Source organism: uncultured Winogradskyella sp., assembly GCF_947498345.1.
Taxonomy (GTDB): Bacteria; Bacteroidota; Bacteroidia; order Flavobacteriales; family Flavobacteriaceae; genus Winogradskyella.
This window is the reverse complement of record NZ_CANMJY010000005.1, coordinates 206,679-226,866: the sequence shown is the minus strand read 5'-3', so window position 1 is coordinate 226,866 and position 20,188 is coordinate 206,679. Positions and strand designations below refer to the sequence as shown.

Here is a 20,188-nt window from a genome sequence, read left to right as displayed (position 1 = left end):
ATAAGAGCCAGTACGTATAAAATACGAGGCAGCTCTTATTTAATGCTAGTATGCTTTTATTGTACATTTGATTCGTAATCAACTAGAGTAGTTTATTATTAAAATCTGCATTTAATGTATTATATATGATAACTATAAGACTTACCCAAAATGTATTTAAATACTTTGTTTTTCTAGTTTTATTTTTTACTACTTTAAGTTATGCGCAAGAAGATTCTTTTGATATAAAAATTCAAAACCTTAAAGACGATATTGTTAAGTCTAATGGAGGTCATAAACTGAGGTTATTGGACAGTTTAAGTCGATTCATTAGTTATAACAGAACCCATTTAAAATTTGATTCTATTACTAAAAATACAATTGATTTAGCCTATGAGCTAGATTCTATTGATTTGGCACTTGTACGCACAAATTCATTAATTTTTTATTATGCAAACAGAGTTAATAGACCTAAAGAAGGCATAAAAGTCTTGAAAGATTTTGAAAGCAGAAACATTCAAACAAATGATTATGATCTTTTAGCAAGACTATATACCAATGCAGGTGATGCTTATTTTTTTTCTGGCGCTATAAAAGAATCTATTCCTATATACAATAAGGCTGAAGATTTTGCTTTAAAGGATAATGATAGTGTGTTATATGCCCAAGCAAGAACATATAAGGCTTCTGCCTATGTGGATACAGGTGACTATGCGACAGGTTCACAATTACTCTCTGAAACGACGAAAATGTTTACGGTTCTAAAAGATACTTCGGGTATACTTAGTGCAAGAAACACGTTAGCTGTAGTATATAGTAAAATGGGATTTTATGAAGAGGCTAAAGAAGAGCGTGCTGAGGTTATTCGCATAAGTAAAATGCAAAAAAAATATAGGTCTATAGTTCCGAATTTATTTAATGCTGCTATTGATGCCGATAAAAATGATAATCAGGCTTTGAGGATTAAGTATCTAAATGAAAGTTACAGGTACAATAAAACTGATGAGTCTACTCCACGAACTAGATTATCCTCTATAATAACATATTCTTTGTTAAGTGCATATTCAGAAAATGATAGCCTAGTTAAAGCGCAACAATTTTACAATAAAGTACAAAGTGAATTTTCTAATGAAGACCAATCCTTTTGAATATGCGTATTGGTCGTCTTTAGCAGATTATTTTATGGCAACTAAAAATTATAAACAAGCCTTAGTTAATGCGCAAAAGGCTTTAGAACTTCATCTAAACTCTAATAATACAGAAGGTGTATACCAAACTTATGATAAGCTAACCCATATATATAAAGGATTAAATGATTTTGAGAATGCGTATAAATATACTTCTATGCATAAAAAAATTGACGATTCTATAAATAGTGTGCAAAAAGCTAGAGCTTTATCGTATTATCAGACCTTATACGAAACAGAAAAACGTGATTTTAAAATTTCATCCCAGCAAAATGAAATCGTAGTTTTGGATCAAAAAAATAGAGCTAAACAGCAATGGCTATTGTTTGGTGGATTAAGTTTGCTAGCACTATTTACAATTATATATTTAATACGTTCTAGAAAATTTGCTAAAGTAAAACAAGAACTTCAAGAACGATTCTCACAAGATTTAATTAACGAACAAGAAAATGAGCGTTCACGATTAGCGCGGGAATTACATGATAGTGTTGGGCAAAAACTAATGTTGTTAACTAAGACCACAAAAAACCTCGGTAGTATAGATGCCGAAAACTTAGCGAGCTCTACATTAGAAGAAATACGGAGTATATCAAGAGGGCTACATCCTTCAAACCTCGAACGTTTAGGTCTAACGGAATCTATTAACGCATTGGTGTATAGTGTTAATGCCAATACAGATGTCTTTTTTACAGATGAAATAGAAAACCTAGATAATATATTATCTAAAGAATCTGAGTTACATTTGTATAGGATAATACAAGAAACTTTAAGCAATATTATAAAGCACTCTGAAGCAAAGGCTGTAAAAATGCAGATTAATAAAACATTAAAAGAAATACATGTAGTTATTAGCGATAATGGCAAAGGTTTTGATTTTGAGACCAAACAAAAAAGTATAAGCTTAGGTTTAAAAACCTTATTTGAACGTGCTAAAATTATTGGTGCTAAAATGAACTTATATAGTGAAATTAGTAAAGGCTCAAAAATGACATTAATTATCCCCATTTAATATGAATAAAAAAGACATTACTCTAGTTATTGCAGATGATCACCCTATGCTGTTAAAAGGATTGAATGATGAGCTACAATCAAATGGCTATAATATAATTGGGCAAGCCAGTAATGGAATACAGGCCTTAGAAGTTATTCTAAAGCTACAACCTCAAATAGCATTGTTGGATATTGATATGCCCATACTCACTGGTTTTGAAGTCATAAAAATGGCACGAGAAAAAGGCTCTAAAACAAAATTTATTATTTTATCATTTCATAAGGAGTCTTATTATATAGTACAAGCAAAAACATTTCAAATTGATGGGTATTTGCTTAAAGAAGACACATTTTTTGAAATTGAACATTGTATAATCCAAGTTTTAAATGGTCATATATATTTTAGTAAATCTATTGATGATCAACCCATTAATCTAGCAAGCGAAGAACTCAGGCGCTTAAAACTATTAACGCTTTCCGAATCAAAAATACTAAAACTTATTGCTCAAGAGATTTCTAATCAAGATATAGCAGACTCATTATCATTATCTATTAGAACTATTGAAAAACATCGTAGTAATATAATAGAAAAATTAAGCCTTAAAAAAGAAAATAATACACTTACAAACTGGGCTCTAGTCAATAGAAGCATTATTCTATCGCGATAGTATAAGTAGTGATACGTAATAATTACGTGTTAGCACTTATTTAGAAATACTTACTCTGAAACTATATTGCAATTCTAAGGATTATGATAATTATTGGATATGCAAATTTTACTAGCACACAGCGACAAAAAATATGCGAATAAATTAAAAAAAGAACTTCTTAATAAGAATTTTAAAGATATTCATGAATTTGACGACGGTTTTGCAGCCTTATCATACATCATTCAAAATTATTGCGAGTTTATTATAATAGAAGAAAATTTACCCAATTTAAATGCAACCGACATTCAAAGAGCATTGCTTTTTAAAGGCATAAAGACGAAATTTTTAATAGTGAAAAATAAGAAACCAGACTTTCGTAAAATTGAATTTGCATTGGCTCAAAATTATACCATTTCCTAAAATATGTTTAATTGAAAATTTTGTTTGTACTAGGGATTGAGTATAAATAATGAGCGATAAACATTTATACTCATACGTACTGGTACGTAATATTTACGAGCCGTCACTTATTTTATAAAGCTAATACCGAATCTACCTTGCACATGATTTAAAAATTAAATAATCATGAAAGCAAAAACCCCTTTAATAACCCTAGTACTATTCATTTTCTTTTTTAGTCTGCAAAGTGTCGAGGCACAAATTGCTCGATGTAAAGATATCACTGTTGCACTTGATGTAAACGGTCAAGCTTCTATAGACGCGCAAGATATAAATGATAATTCCTCAAGTGGTGGAGTTGCTGTTACTTACTCTATAAATGTGAGTACTTTTGACTGTTCTAATCTAGGAGAGAATACTGTACAACTTACGGTTAGTGGTGGAGGAAATAGTAGTAGTTGTAATGCTATAGTAACTGTTATTAGCGGTAACTATGCAGACCTTCAATGTAGCGACTATATTATTGGTAACGATCCTGGTCAGAGTTTTGCCATTATTAGTCCAGCAGACTTTGATGGGAGTAATATAACTATTAATGATAATGCCCCTTGCCCTAGTGATACATTCACAGGTTCATATAGTGCCTCTGGTTTTGGTTTTTCATATTTTATAGGCCAACCAAGAGAAGTTACTTATACGTATACTAATAATTACGGAGAAGAACAATCGTGTACCTTCAACGTCATTGTAAATGATACAGAAGCACCTGTACTTGGTGGATGTCCAACAACAGATGTTGTGTTACTAGAAGGCGAAATATTACAAGAACCTAGTCTTACAGGTAGTAGTGATAATTATGATGCTAACAGTCAATTGGTTATAGAACGATTAGATGCTGGTCCCGCTTTTGGCACAGTACCTACTTCAGATTTTACAGTACAATATCGTATTGTAGATACTAGCGGAAATGAAAGTAGTATTTGTAGTTATAATGTAGTTATTGACAACGCACCTGTAATTACTTGTTCATCACCTTCTGTTATAGTTGATGAGAGTACAAGCACATATGAGTTTACACTAAACGAACTTGCAAATGCTACCAACGATTTATCAGCAACTGCTAATCTTGCTTTTGGTACAGGAACAGAAGTTTCGGTTGTATTAGATAATAATAGCCCTACAGATCAAATTCTTAATATACCAACAGGTTTTCATTATCAGTTATTTGAGTTAATACCGCCAACTACAGGAAGTTATACGTTTACTTTGTCTGGTAATAATTCGAGTAATTTATTTATTTGGGAAGATAGTTTTAATCCAAACACAGGAGATTTTGCTGCAAGACCAGGCTATGTGGGGTTTGCAAGTTTTAATGCAAATGGATCACTAGCTCAAGGAAGTAACAACAATACCTTTACCTTACAACGAGATAAAACCTATTACATGTCTGTGATAGAAGATGGAGAAGATCTGTTTTTTACAGGAACACTAGCTTTTAGTTCAGAATTAATTTATCTAAATGGGGCTTCTTCAATTACCTTAGATTTAGATTGTTCTGACGCCGGAACTATTATACCAACTAACAGAGTATATGCATATGAAGATAATGGGCAAAATACTAGTTGTGTGCCAAGTGTAAATGCTACCGATAATATAGCACCAGTATTTATAGGTTGCCCAGCAGATATTACTGCTGGTATAGATCCAAACAGTGCAGGTGCTATTGTTATTTTTACGCTTAGTGCTACAGATAATTGTATAACGACAGAAGATTTACAAATCTCTCAAACCAGTGGATTGGGTAGTGGAGAATTGTTCCCAATTGGTGAGACAATCCAAACCTTTACAGTTACAGATGCTAGTGGAAATACAGATGAATGTACATTTACTATAACTGTAGAAGATACAGAAGCACCAACAATTAGTTGTCAAGATGTTACTGTTCCACAACTCCCAACTACAGATATTGGATATAACATTTTACCTTCAGATTTTGACAATGGCTCTACCGATAATTCTAGTCAATTAGATTTTTTAGCAGAGAATGATCAATTTTACGTTAATATAGACAATACAAGTCCTGTACATTCAAACTTATACCATCAATCTTCAATCTTCATGGTACCATCTAATGGAGCGTATAAGTTTAATTTTGACCTTAACAAAAACGATGAAGGATCAGGAACATTCGTGCCTCAATTTAGATATAGTATATGGAATATTCCGCCTACAGAAAATGGAGAAGGTCTTATAGCCGATACAACAATTGATATTGCTACAGGTCAAGTTGTAAGTGGAAATACAACCACAACCTTAAGTGCAGGTGTAAAATACTATATGCACGTATACGCAGCATCAAGTACAAGTACAACTTTTGAGAATTTAACAGGAACAATGTCTGTAGATACAAGCATAAGTTCGTCTTTACCAATGTTTATTAATTGTAGCACTGTAAATATTGATGATGTTACAATTACTGCTGTTGATGTAGTAGGTAATACAGATACTTGTACAGCATCAGTATCAGTATCTAATATTAGTTGCCCAATAGAATTAATTATATCACCTACAGCAAACCAGGATTTTCAGTTGCCATTTATGCCATATACAGGTGAAACATATTCTGTAGATTGGGGAGATGGAACATCTACAACAGGACATACAGGATATACTAACCATAATTACGCTCTTGCAGCAGAGTATACTATAAAAGTATATGGAAATATTTCCTATTTCAGATTCTCAGATGTAGATCTAAATGATGCAAATGCTCCAATATTAAAAAGCGTCGTAAGTTGGGGAGATAATGTTTGGGAAACCATGTTAGAGGCATTTAATGGGTGTAGTAACCTAGAATCTTTGCCAGTCACGCCACCAAACTTGTCTAACGTTACAAATATGAATCACATGTTCGCTAGGGCAAGTATCTTCAATCAAGATATAAGTAACTGGGATGTATCTAATGTGACTGATATGGAAGGGACTTTTGCTGCCACAATATTTAATCAACCCTTAAATGGCTGGAATGTATCCAATGTAACTACTATGGAAGGAATGTTTTTATCCGCCATAGAATTTAATCAACCTCTTAATAACTGGAATGTATCTAATGTAATTAACATGGATGGAATGTTTTTAGATGCATATGCGTTTAATGGAGATATTACTACTTGGAATACATCAAATTTAGTTAATGCTAATGGTATGTTTGCTACTGCATCATCATTTAATCAGAATCTTGGAACTTGGGATATCAGCTCATTAAATAATGCTTTTGCAATGTTTAGTAATACTAGCTTATCAACTACTAATTATGATAATTTATTAATAGGTTGGGCAAATTTAGATGCAGGAGAAACGCAGATACCTACAGGTACAGCTTTTGATGCACCTCAGAGTCGCTATTGTAATGGAGAAGCTGCAAGAACCGAATTAATGAGCACATACGGTTGGGCTATTAGCGATGGTGACCGAGATCCATTTTGTGGTGTTATTGAAGAAGAATTATTTATTACCGAATGGAATGCAAATGGTAATAGAATTATAGAAATACCTACAAATGAAAATGGCTATAATTATAGTATAGATTGGGGTGACGGTACTTTTAGTTATAATCAAACAGGTAATGTTTCTCATGAGTATACGTCTACTGGACAATATGATGTGAAAATATATGGAGATTTCCCAAGAATTCATTTTGAAAGCTCAACATCTACAAATAGAACTAAAATAAGAGAAGTTAAACAATGGGGCGCTATAGAGTGGTCTTCAATGGCAGGTGCTTTTTTAGAATGTAGTAATTTAAAAGTTACAGCTACTGACATACCAAATTTATCTAATGTTACAAATACGTCATCTATGTTTAAAGATTGTACTTCTTTAACAGAAAATGATATGTTTAATAATTGGGATATGTCTAATGTTTCAAACATGAATAATATGTTTGAATCAGCAACTAATCTCGATCAAAACGTTGGTAATTGGGATATTGCAAGTTTAGTTACCGCCAATAATATGTTTACAGATACAGCACTCTCTACTGATAATTATGATGCGCTCTTAATTGGTTGGTCAACACAAGAAGCAGGAGAAGGTTCAATACCAAATAGCGTTTCATTCAATGCCAATGGCTATACATATTGTAATGGTGAAAATGCTAGATTAAATTTATTGTTTAATAATTTTTGGAACATTTTTGGTGATGGTCCAGATCAGTTTTGTGGTTTAGGAAGGCCTTTTATTACCGAATGGCAACTTACAGGTGATTTCCAAACTATAGAAATACCAACAACTGGTAGCGGATATGATTATGTAATAGATTGGGGAGATGGTAGTGATTTTGAAGGTGCTACTGTAGAATATGATCAAACGGGTGATGCTTCTCATCAGTATGACATACCAGGTACATACGTAATTAAAATTTATGGCGATTTTCCAAGAATAGATTTCAGTAGTTCTACTGGAGTAAATAAAAGTAAAATAAGAAAAGTTACCCAATGGGGAGATATACAGTGGTCTACTATGCTAAATGCTTTTACAGAGTGTAATAATTTAAGTGTAACCGCTTCTGACACGCCAGATTTGTCTAATGTAACTAGCTTACAAGGCATGTTTAATTCATGCACATTTCTAGTAGGAAATGATTCGTTTAACAATTGGGATGTCTCAAATGTCTCTAATATGATAAACATGTTTAATAATGCATTCTCTTTTAACCAAAATATAGATAATTGGGATATCACAAGTTTAGATAATGCTTCTAGTATGTTTGGAGGTGTAACACTTTCAACAGAAAATTACGATGCTTTGTTAATAGGTTGGTCTACTCAAGAAGTAGGAGAGGGTCCAATACCAAGTAACGTTAATTTCAATGCAGGAAATAGTCGTTATTGTAATGGAGAAATTGAAAGAGCTCGTTTAATAACAAATTTTAGTTGGTCTATTGATGATGGTCAACAAGATCCAACTTGTGGTCTTATTTCTGAACCATTTATAACAACCTGGAATACAGATATTTCTGGGACATCTAACTCTTCTTCAATTATAATACCAACATTTACTGGAGAAGTTTATAATTATACGGTTCTTTGGGGAGACGGTACCTTAGACGAAGGCTTAACAGGTAACGCCACTCATGAGTATGCTACACCGGGTGTTTACGAAGTGAAAATTTATGGTGATTTTCCTAGAATTGATTTTAATAGCTCAACATCTGCAAATCGAGCTAAAATAATAGAAGTTACTAATTGGGGAATTAATGAATGGACAACTATGGAAAATGCTTTTTTCGACTGTGGTAATTTAAACATTACTGCTTTAGATGTACCAAATTTATCCAATGCTTCTAATTTGAGTAGTATGTTCTTTAATTGTACAAATTTTAACAGCGATATCAATAATTGGGATGTCTCTAATATTACTAATATGCAAGCAATGTTTTATGGTTGTACAAACTTTAATCAACCCTTAAATAATTGGAATGTTTCTAATGTAACTAATATGTCTGGATTGTTTATTTTTTCTAGTTCATTTAATCAACCACTAAACAATTGGGATGTATCTAATGTTACAAATATGAATTTTATGTTTAATAATGCAATTTCTTTTGATCAAAATCTAGGCGAATGGGATATTACAAGTTTAGATTTTATAAATAGTATGTTCAATGGTGTAAAACTCTCTACCGAAAACTATGATGCTTTATTAATAGGATGGGCAACTCAAGAAGTAGGGGAAGGACCAATACCAACAGATTTAGAATTCAATGCAGGTGATAGCAGATATTGTAACGGAGAAGCTGCAAGAACCGAATTAATGAGCACATACAGTTGGGGTATTAATGATGATGGTCTCGATTTTAGTTGTAATTTTTTACCTTTTATAACAAAATGGATTGTAGAAAATGGTCAAAGTATAATCATACCTACTACCGGAACAGGCTATAATTATTATATAGATTGGGGAGATGGTACCATTGAAGAAAACTTAACAGGTGATGCTTCTCATGCCTATGCCATTGCAGGGGAATATGAAGTGAAAATCTATGGAGACTTCCCAAGAATTACTTTTGGGTACTTGGGCTCAGTTAGTCATAGACAAATGATAAGAGAGATTACACAATGGGGAGATATAGAGTGGACATCTATGGAGCAAGCTTTTTTTGGTTGTACTAATTTAAATGTAACTGCAACAGATATTCCAGATTTATCTCAAGTAACTAATGCTTATGCAATGTTTGCTAGTTGTAGGTCACTCACAGGAAATAGTTCGTTTAACAATTGGGATGTGTCTAATATTACCAATATGGAAGGTATGTTTGCTGCTACAGATATATTCAATCAAGATATAGGTAATTGGAATGTATCTAATGTTACTAACATGAGTAGTATGTTTTTAGATTGTTATTTTTTTAACCAAGATATAGGCAACTGGGATGTATCTAATGTTACTGACATGAGTAGTATGTTTTATAGTGTCTTTAATTCTTCAGTGATATTACCATTTGACCAAGATTTAAGTAATTGGGATATTACAAGCTTAGAGAACACAACACTAATGTTTAGAAACCTTGCATTGTCTACAGAAAACTACGATGCCTTGTTAATAGGTTGGTCTACCCAAGAAGCCGGAGAAGGACCGATCCCTACAGGTATTTCATTTTACCCAGGTCTTAGTTATTATTGCAATGGCGGAAGTGCAAGAACCGAATTAATGAGCACATACGGTTGGGGTATTAATGATTCTGGACTTAGTCCTATATGTGGTCTTACAGAATCACCATTTATTACCAGATGGGAGAATATTTTAGCCTTTGAAACTTTAACCATCCCAACAATGGGTGATGGTTACAATTACATTGTAGATTGGGGAGATGGAACTATTGATGCAGGTATAACAGGAGATGCTTCTCACGATTATATAACAGAAGACATATATGCAGATGTACAGGAGCGTATAGTAAAAATATATGGCGATTTTCCTAGAATTGACTTTAGTAATTCTACAGATGAAATTAAAGCCAAAATAAAAGAAGTTGTACAATGGGGAGATATAGAGTGGACATCTATGGAAACTGCTTTTTCTGGTTGTAGTAATTTAATCGTAACCACTTCAGACACACCAGATTTATCTAATGTTACCAATACAGAAGGGATGTTTTCTGGCTGCCAATTGCTTGTAGGAAATGATTCGTTTAACAATTGGGATGTATCTAATATTACTAATATGGATCATATGTTTAATGGTTGTATAGACTTTAATCAACCCTTAAATAATTGGGATGTATCAAATGTTGTAGGAATGAGTAGTATGTTTGCTTCAGCCACTAGTTTTGATCAAAATCTAGGTGATTGGGATATCACAAGTTTAGTTTCTGGAACTGAAATGTTTAGTGGAGTAACATTATCAACTGAAAATTATGATGCGCTGCTCATAGGATGGTCTACTCAAGACGCAGGAGAAGGGCCAATACCAAGTGATATAAATTTAGTGTTTGATGCTGGTAATAGTAAATATTGTGAAGGCGTACATGCCAGAAATCTTTTAGTAGAATCAGTATCTAATGGTGGTTATGGATGGACTATTAATGATCTAGGCATAGAAAACCCAATATGTGGTTTAGGAAATCCTTTTATTACTAAATGGAATGTCGGAGCTAATGAAAGCATAACCATTCCTACTACAGGTAGTGGATATAATTATGTAGTAGATTGGGGCGATGGTATTATAGAAAGTAATTTAACAGGCAATGCAAGCCATACGTATGCTACAACAGATACTTACGAAGTTAAAATATATGGTGATTTTCCAAGAATCTACTTTTTTCCTTCAGACCAGAGTAATAGAAACAAGTTAGAAACCATAGAGCAATGGGGAGATATTGAGTGGACGTCAATGTTTGCAGCATTTTATGTTTGCGAAAATTTAAAGATTACTAACCTCGATATAGACGAGCCAGATTTATCTAATGTTACAAATACAGAATCTATGTTTGTTGACTGTATAAATTTTGACAGTGATATTAGTAATTGGGATGTATCTAATGTTATTTATATGGATCATATGTTTAATGGTTGTATAAGCTTTAATCAACCCTTAAATAATTGGGATGTGTCAAATGTTATAGGAATGAGTAACATGTTTTCTGGAGCGACTAGTTTTGATCAAAATCTAGGTGATTGGGATATTACAAATTTACAATTTGGAGCAGGTATGTTTACTAATGTAACACTCTCTACAGAAAATTATGATGCGCTGCTCATAGGATGGTCAACTCAAGAAGCAGGAGAAGGACCAATACCAACAGATTTAGAATTAGATGCCGGTAATAGTCAATATTGTTTAGGAGGAGATGCAAAAACTCTTTTAGAAGAATCTATTGTTAACGGAGGTTATAATTGGAATATTAGTGATGGAGATCAAGATCCATTATGTATTATAGATTATTTTATTACCAAATGGAATGTAGGAGCAGGTGAAAGTATCACCATTCCAACTACATTAGATGGATATAATTATACAGTAGATTGGGGTGATGGCACTATTGATGAAGGCTTAACAGGCAATGCATCTCATACCTATGCCTCTGCAGGTGAGTATGAAGTGAAGATTTCTGGTGATTTCCCAAGAATATTCTTTAATAATAGTGGAGATAAGTCAAAAATCACTGAAGTAAAGCAATGGGGTTCTATTGAGTGGACTAGTATGGAATCTGCTTTTTATGGATGTAATAATATACATATAACAGCTATTGATGCACCAGACCTTTCATCAGTTACTAGTATGAAAAGTATGTTTAGAAGTACTCCTATAGATGAGGATATTTCACATTGGGACGTAAGTAATGTAGAGGATATGGGCTTCTTGTTTAGGCAATGTGTAAATTTCAACAGTGATATATCATCTTGGAATGTTAGTAGTGTAAATTCTTTTGCTACCATGTTTACTGGAGCATCTCAGTTTAACCAAGATCTTAGTACTTGGGATGTAAGTAATGCAACTATAATAAGAAGTATGTTTAATAATGCATCTCAGTTTAACCAAGATCTTAGTACATGGGATATTAGTAACGTTACAGATGCTAATAATATATTCTCAAATACAAATTTATCAACAGAAAATTATGATGCCATACTTATTGGTTGGTCTACTTTAGATACTATGGCAGGGGAAACGGCAATACCAAATGGTATTTTATTTGGGGCAGAAAATATTAAATATTGTTTGTCAGAGACAGAGAGAACGCTGTTAATGACACCTGTTATCGATGGAGGCTATGGTTGGACAATCACTGATGGTGATCAAGATACAAGTTGTGTTAGAGTTTTATTATCCCCAAAAGTATATTTACAAGGAGCAAGTTTAAATGCAAATACAGGAGAAGAAAGTTTAATGCGTGATGATTTACGTGTTAATGGATTAATACCGCTAACATCGCCTTATGGTGATGCTGCGATAGTAGAGGCTACAGTGCTTACAACTATGGGTACTGATGCTATCGTAGATTGGGTTTGGGTGGAGCTCAGGGATAAGGATGATAATTCAATAGTTATAGATTCACAATCTGCCTTATTACATCGCGATGGAGACGTGGTAACTATAGATGGTACTTCTGCCTTAGCATTTAATCAGCCATTAGGGAGTTATTATGTTGTGGTGAATCACCGTAACCATATCGGTATCATGACTGCTTCAGCAGTATCCTTAAGTAGCACAACTACCACTGTAGATTTAAGCTCAGATGCAAATACTGTAGCAGGAGGTACAAATTCCGTGATATTGTTAGATAATGGTAGCTATGGGATGTACACAGGGGATTATGACGCTAATGCACAAATACAGAACACAGATGCTAGTGCTGTTATCCAACTGATCGGTGGTGCAGGTTATGATGAAGCTGATATGGATTTCAATACACAGGTACAAAATACAGATGTTAATGCACTTATCAACCCTAATATAGGACGTGGTCAACAGTTTAGCAGAAGCACCAACAGTATGACCACGGCAGGCATAACCCTGGCTTTTGCCAATGCAGAGATTACCAATGATGGTGTAGACAATTTCTATGAGGCAGATATTGTTATATCAAGTACAGAGGCAATCTATGTAGGTTCAGGCCAGGTATACTTTGATTATAACACAGCAGCCTTTGGAGAAAATGTATCAGCAAACACTAATATAGAGTATAGTCAACCAAGTGGTTCAATATTAGGTTTTGCATGGCCAGGAGTACCCTTTGCTACACCAGCGTATAAGGATTTTATACAGAATGATAATACGATCTCTAGAGTGTCCTTGTCATTCCAACAGAATATAGCTTTGGTAGGATTAGAGACCGAGCCAGATGCTTTAGAGGTGAATTCTACAGCAAAGGTGTTGTTTCATATTAAGATAAAATATATAGATTCAAGTGAGGATGCTAATATGTGTTTTTATAGTGATGGGGTGTTTCAGGACCAGTTCTTTACAGCCTGTGGAGGCACAAGTGTAGCAGATTGTACAGGTGCACCAGGACTGCAGATCACGGATGATAGTTATGATTGTACAGATGCAGGTGTAGGCACCTTAAGCATTACAGATCATGATATAACTGACTTAGTACTCTATCCCAACCCAACAAGGACTAGTTTTTATATCAAGGGCATAAGTATAGATAGTATGGTAAAGGTCTATGACATTAATGGCAGATTGATTACAAAGCAAAACATAGTAGAAGATCAGGCCATAGATATGAGTCGTTATGAAGATGGAATGTACATGGTAGAGATAACCTCAGGTACAAGTACAGTAATCAAACGTTTAATTAAGAAGCATTAAAAAAAAGAAGAGCCTCCCTTTTATATAGTTAAGGTTAAATTTTGTTGACAAGGCTGTTGTAATAGTATAAGAGGGTAAATAAGTAGCAGCTGAAATAAAACCTTCTAATCAAAAGATTGGAAGGTTTTTGTAATAAAAGGTATGGGTAACTACGTACTGCTACGTAATATTTACGAGCCGTCTCTTATTTTAAAAAGCTAATGCCCAAACTACCTTGCACATGATTTATAATTTAAATAATCATGAAAGCAAAAACCCCTTTAAAATAATGAAAACACTAAAACAGATTTTAGCGCTAGCTATTTTGAGTATGTCTAGCCTAAATGCACAGGAGATTACTTTAAGTTTTGCTAATGCCAAGGTTACTAATGATGGAATGGACGATTATTATGAGGCAGATATTATGCTTTCATCAACAACAGATTTTTATGTTGGCTCAGGGCAAGTTTATATTGATTATAATACAGCTGCCTTTGGTGAGAATGTATCATCAAATGGAAATATAGAATACAGTCAACCAACGGGTTCGATTATAGGTTATGCTTTTCCAGGCTTTCCATTTCCAACACCAGCGTATAAGGACTTTGTAGAGAATGATAATACAGCCTCACGAGTATCCTTGTCCTTTCAACAGAATGTAGCTTTAATAGGCTTAGAGTTTGCACCAGAAATACAGGTCGTAGCAACAGCGAAGCAATTATTCCATATCAAGATAAAGTATACGAATGTCAATGAAGACCCAGGGATTTGCTTTTACAGCGATGGTGTATTTCAGGATCAGTTCTTTACAGCTTGTGGTGGGGCTAACATAGCAGATTGTACTAATAGTCCAGGGGTACAGATTACTAATGATACTTATGATTGTTCTGGTGCAGAATTGAGTATAAGTACAACGTATGTGTATAATAATGACTGGACACCTTCAGATCCAAGTGGTGTATCTACAGGCTCAGATGAGATTATCATTGAGGCAGGTGAAGCAGCTATATCTGCAAATACGATAGCAAATACAGTTACCATAAATTCAGGTGCAGGGCTTACGGTAAATATAAGCATGGATTTAGAAACGGTTTCAGGGACGACCTTAGAGTCGACCTCTACAACCTATGCAAGTTTAATAGTAGATGGCACAATAACAGGGAGTATCGCCTATGAGCGCCATGTTAATCAAACAGGATCATCAGGAGGCAATGATTTAATCACGCCACCAGTGAGTGGTCAGAGCTTTACAGATTTTATGGCCAACAATAGTAATATTGTATCCAACGCAGGCAACACTTTATATTTATTCGGACCCTTTGATAAGACTTCTGGGACTTATCAGACTTATGCCAACACAGAGTCAGCTACATTGACTTCTGGTGTTGGTTATAGAGCAGCTACGACTGATAATAGCACTTTGCGTTTTGAGGGTAGCGTGCGTCATGGTACAGTGAATCAGGCTGTGTTCAATAGCGGGCCATCATATATGGAATGGAATCTTATAGGTAATCCTTATCCAAGCTATATGAACGTACAGGATTTTTTGAATAACACCAATAACATGAGTGCTTTAGATGTTACTAATGTTGGGATTTATGGTTATGATGGTGATGCTTCAGATGGTTGGGTGATTTATAATTTAAATACCACAGATATTAATACAGTTATTGCGCCAGGACAAGGTTTTTTTGTGGCAGTAGATATTGACACTTCTATAGAGTTTACACCAAGTATGAGACGTCATGACACATCGGATGATTTTATAGCAGGTAGAACAGAAGAAAACCAACATTTAAGCATAGAGCTTAGTAATGCTAATGAGAACACAAAGACAGACTTTTACTTTAATGGTAACTCAACAAATGCATTAGACCCAGGTTATGATGCAGCTGTGTTTGGTAATGTAGCTGACGCCTTTTCAATTTACTCCCATCTTATAGAAGAGAATATAGGTGTAGATATGGCAATTCAATCCTTACCAGAGGATGTTTTAACAAATGGAGTTATACCATTAGGAGTAAACACACTTCAGGGAGAACAGCTAACAATAAGTATAGCAGCGAGCAACTTACCACAAGATGTAGATGTTTACCTTATCGATACACAAGAGAACCAAACAAAAGATTTAAACATTTCGGATTATGTGATGACACCAATAGATGATCTTAGTGGAACAGGACGTTTCTATATATCCTTTAATCAAGAGACCCTAGGGACAACAGAGACGAATACAAACAACCTAAAGGTGTATACCTTAAGAACCAATAATCAATTAGTAATAAAGGGTATTATAAATGAGCCAACACTAGCAAAGTTGTATGATATTAATGGCAGACAGGTTTTAAGTAAAGCTCTAGAAGTAACAAATAATTATAATACGATAGATACAAGTGTATTGCAAAGTGGTGTATACATGTTGCAATTATCAAACAATATATGGTATTACACAGAAAAAGTAATAATTGATTAAAGCCTATTGCAACTAACTATGAAGAGAGATCAAAAAGATACTGTAACACGAAAAGAGGCTATAAGTAAGATCGGTAAATATGCAGCGCTAACTGCATTGGGCACCTTTATAGTATTAAACCCATTACAAGCACAAGCATCATCACCACCAGATCCAGGTGGGAACCCATTTGATTAAAAATAGAATGAAAGGAAAAATAATAGAAAATTCAGAATCAATTTGTATGGAATTAAATTCTTCAATAATTAATAGCGAAGAAGCACAAAGCTGTTGACTTATAAAGGGGTAAGGTTTAACCAACAGTAGTGCCAACCTCCTTGTCGTAAAGATAAGGAGGTTTTTTTAGTTTGATTAATTTAGATTTTTAATGTACCAAATTTGTATCATAGATAACTTAACACTTATCATTGTTAATGTTTTACTTTCTGTATTGGGAAATAGTTTAAAACAGTTGTTCCGAACCCGTACTAGTTTTCTTGAAAAGCCCATAAATAGGGCGGAGTACTTTATGTATCCACAAATGATTTAGAACGTTGCTTGAAATCATGTTGATGACAATACTATAATTTTAGTTTATTTTAATTCAATCGGATTTTTTAGTATTTTGATGACATGTTTTAAGAAAAAAAGATGTTTCTTTATAAGCTATGTTCAAAAGGCTGAGCTTTTTTCTTCTTCTATTGTTAAATAGCCTCGTTACACTTGGGCAAGCTTATAGTGCGCAACACGATGTAAATGGATTGCCTTATATGAATCACTACAGGCCATCCGACTATAATTCTCACAGGCAAAATTGGTGTGTTATTCAAGATCATAGAGGAATTATTTATGTGGGAAATAATTCAGGCTTATTAGAATATGATGGTTCGGAATGGCGAAGTCATAAAACGTCTAACAATACCTCAATTCGTTCTTTAGGTATTGATAAGAATGGAAAAATTTATTATGGTGCTCAAGATGATTTTGGGTATTTAGATAACACTAAGAAAGGAGAATTGGTTTTTGTTTCACTGATAGACAATTTGCCTATGTTATCTCATAGAATAAGGGATGTTTGGGGTATCCAAGTTGTAAATGACTTAGTGTACTTTCAATCAAATAACCATCTTTTCAGTTTTGACGTCAGTAATATTGAAAAAAATGATAAAACCGTAAAACTTATCTATGAGTCGGAAAATAGTTCAGAAGAGATTAATGGTCTATCCTTAATTGATAATGACTTATACGTTTGGATTTTTTCTAAAGGCTTAATGCGATTAAATGAAAATACACTCCAAGTGGTTAAAGGAAGTAAATTGCTAGCTAGAAGAGAAATTGTAAAATCACTCCCAATAATAGATCAAAAATCAGTACTCATCTGTACATTGGGAAAAGGCTTTTATCTATCAAATGGTAATACAATAGAAAAGCTAAACACATCCTTAGAATTAGAACAGTTACTACTTACAAATAGAATTTTTGATATTAGGTATTTATCAGATGGCAAACTAGCTGTGGCGACTAATAAGGCGGGTTTGTTGGTTATAGATAAAGATTTTAAGATTTTACAAAAAATTAATAAATCCAATGGTCTTCTAAGTGATACAGTTTACAACACGTTTTCTGATGCACATGGGGGCCTTTGGTTAGCAACAGATCAGGGCATTTCTAGGTTAGAGTTGCCTAGTGCTATCCAGAAGTTTGAAAAAAACTTTGGATTAAATGGCGTTGTCTACGATTTTGCTCAAAACGAAGAAAGCCTTTACATCGGAACTAAATTTGGGGCGTTTGAAATGCGTATGGATAGTACTTCAACAGAATTCTTTAAAGTTGGTGATATTTCTGATGACGTATTTTCGTTAGAATTAATGGAAGATGAGCTCTTTGGGGCATTTCCGTATCAAGGAGTATACATTTTAAATAATGAGAGCAGCGATAAACTTATAGATAAGGAGCTACCTGTAAAAGTGAAAAAGTCGCGACACGACCCCAATCTTATGTTCATTGGAAGCGGTTCCAATAATTATGGTTTTGCAATAATGTACAAACATAAGTCAGGTTGGAAGCGTTATTTAACAACACCTGTAATTAAAGATCAAATTAGAGAGATTGAAGAAAAGGAACCAGGTGTTATTTGGCTAGGAACGAGGCGAAATGGCGTACTTCGTTTACACATTCCCAACTTAAAAACACTCAGCTCATTAGAAAGTGGATTGTACTTAGTAGATAGCATTAAATTAGAATCGCAACGTTATGCCATAGAAAACTCTACGGCTACGTATCGTTCAAGATTGTGGTGGGTTAACGATACTATAAGAATTGCAACTTCTAATGGATTGCGTAAAATGGATGTAGTTTCCAATACATTGGTTTTAGATAATAGCCTAAACGAAAAACTAACTGATTCTTCTGTAACCGTAAATATCATTAAAAAGTCAGCGGATGATACGTTTTGGGTATATTCCGATGCTACTAAAAATACATTAGCGAAGTTAAAGCAAGAACATGGACACTATAAGTGGGAAGAAGTTCCAGAACTGAATAGAACTATAGGAACTGTTTTTACGGCTTTACATCCAGATATTGTAAATCCAGACCTTCTGTATTTAGGTACCAGCGATGGTATTATAACCTATGATTCCAGCGTCAATCGATCCTATAATGCAGATTACAACACCTCGATAAGAAGGGTTTTTATAGAACAGGATTCGCTGGTTTACAATGGCACTTGGTTTGGCTTTAAAAAAAACAGACCGTTCAGCACCTTCAATTTTTCACGCGAGGCCATTCGTTTTGTATATGCTGCAACGAGTTATGATATGCCCGAGCTCACCTTATACCAGACGTTTTTGGAAGGCTATGATAAAGATTGGTCCTCATGGACTTCTGAAGTCAAGAAGGACTATACCAATTTACCTGGTGGTGATTACACCTTCAAAATAAAGGCAAAAAACGTTTATGGAATTATTAGTTCAGAGGATGAATATGTATTCTCTATAACCCCTCCATGGTATTTAAGTACCGTAGCTTACATAATATATACCGTTTTATCGATTTTGGGTGTAATAGCCGTATTGCGATATCGGGAAAATAAAATTCTTGAACGGCAGAAAATTGAATTGGCAAGCTTAGAGAATAAGTTCCTTAAAACCGAGATAAAATATAAGCAAAAGGATTTAGCGGATTTTGCCGTGAATATTTCCCAAAACCAAAAATGGGCATCGCATCTGTTGGAACGAGTTAAGGAAATAAAAGCAACAAAAGGACGAACCAAAGGGAAGAATATTGAACTTTTGGAACAAGAAATAAAAGATAAAACTACGATAGAAAAAAGCAAGTTAGATTTTCAAAAACGGATCGATGTGCTCAATAATGCATTCTATGATTCCCTTTTAAAATCCTATCCAGATCTTACAAAAACAGAGATGAAATTATGCTCACTGATTAAGCTTAATTTAGATAGTCACGATATCGCCATTCTTCAAAATGTGACCTTGGAATCTGTTTATAAAAGCCGAACCCGGCTTAGAAAAAAGCTAAAATTAGCATCTGATGTTGATTTAAATGTGTTTTTAAAGCAATTCTAAAAATAAACACAAAATCCTGTAAATCAGATTTTTAAAATTTAAAAAGCGCAAATTGTCCATGATTTGTCACTGTCCTTTTTTCTTTTTTTTGCCATAGGTATATATACATTCGTAGCACTAAACCAGATTTCTTAAATCTTTAATACC

8 protein-coding genes are annotated in these 20,188 nt (G+C 33.9%); all 8 read left to right on the top strand.

The window, feature by feature from the left end; all coding sequences use genetic code 11:
* Window positions 1-125 precede the first annotated feature (125 nt).
* The gene (locus Q0912_RS08655; protein ID WP_299114097.1) at window positions 126-1,127 is read left to right on the top strand and encodes a hypothetical protein; all 1,002 of its coding nucleotides are present in this window, start codon (window positions 126-128) and stop codon (window positions 1,125-1,127) included.
* On the top strand, window positions 1,108-2,175 hold the full coding sequence (locus Q0912_RS08650) for a sensor histidine kinase (RefSeq protein ID WP_299114094.1): 1,068 nt from the start codon (window positions 1,108-1,110) through the stop codon (window positions 2,173-2,175). The genes Q0912_RS08655 and Q0912_RS08650 overlap by 20 nt, the downstream gene beginning before the upstream one ends.
* A 1-nt stretch (window position 2,176) precedes the next feature.
* A complete protein-coding gene (locus Q0912_RS08645; RefSeq protein WP_299114093.1) occupies window positions 2,177-2,824 on the top strand; it encodes a response regulator transcription factor in 648 nt (215 codons plus the stop codon).
* 99 nt (window positions 2,825-2,923) lie between these two features.
* Window positions 2,924-3,226, top strand: coding sequence for a hypothetical protein (locus tag Q0912_RS08640; RefSeq protein ID WP_299114091.1), 303 nt, complete (start codon window positions 2,924-2,926; stop codon window positions 3,224-3,226).
* A 165-nt stretch (window positions 3,227-3,391) separates the two neighbouring features.
* A complete protein-coding gene (locus tag Q0912_RS08635) occupies window positions 3,392-14,023 on the top strand; it encodes a BspA family leucine-rich repeat surface protein (protein ID WP_299114089.1) in 10,632 nt (3,543 codons plus the stop codon).
* Window positions 14,024-14,291: 268 nt separating this feature from the next.
* On the top strand, window positions 14,292-16,475 hold the full coding sequence (locus Q0912_RS08630) for a T9SS type A sorting domain-containing protein (protein ID WP_299114087.1): 2,184 nt from the start codon (window positions 14,292-14,294) through the stop codon (window positions 16,473-16,475).
* 18 nt (window positions 16,476-16,493) lie between these two features.
* Window positions 16,494-16,652: a hypothetical protein gene (locus tag Q0912_RS08625; RefSeq protein ID WP_299114086.1), complete on the top strand. Its 159-nt coding sequence runs from the start codon at window positions 16,494-16,496 to the stop codon at window positions 16,650-16,652.
* A gap of 503 nt (window positions 16,653-17,155) precedes the next feature.
* Complete coding sequence (locus tag Q0912_RS08620; RefSeq protein ID WP_299114085.1) at window positions 17,156-20,041, top strand: triple tyrosine motif-containing protein; 2,886 nt, start codon at window positions 17,156-17,158, stop codon at window positions 20,039-20,041.
* The last annotated feature ends 147 nt before the right edge of the window (window positions 20,042-20,188 follow it).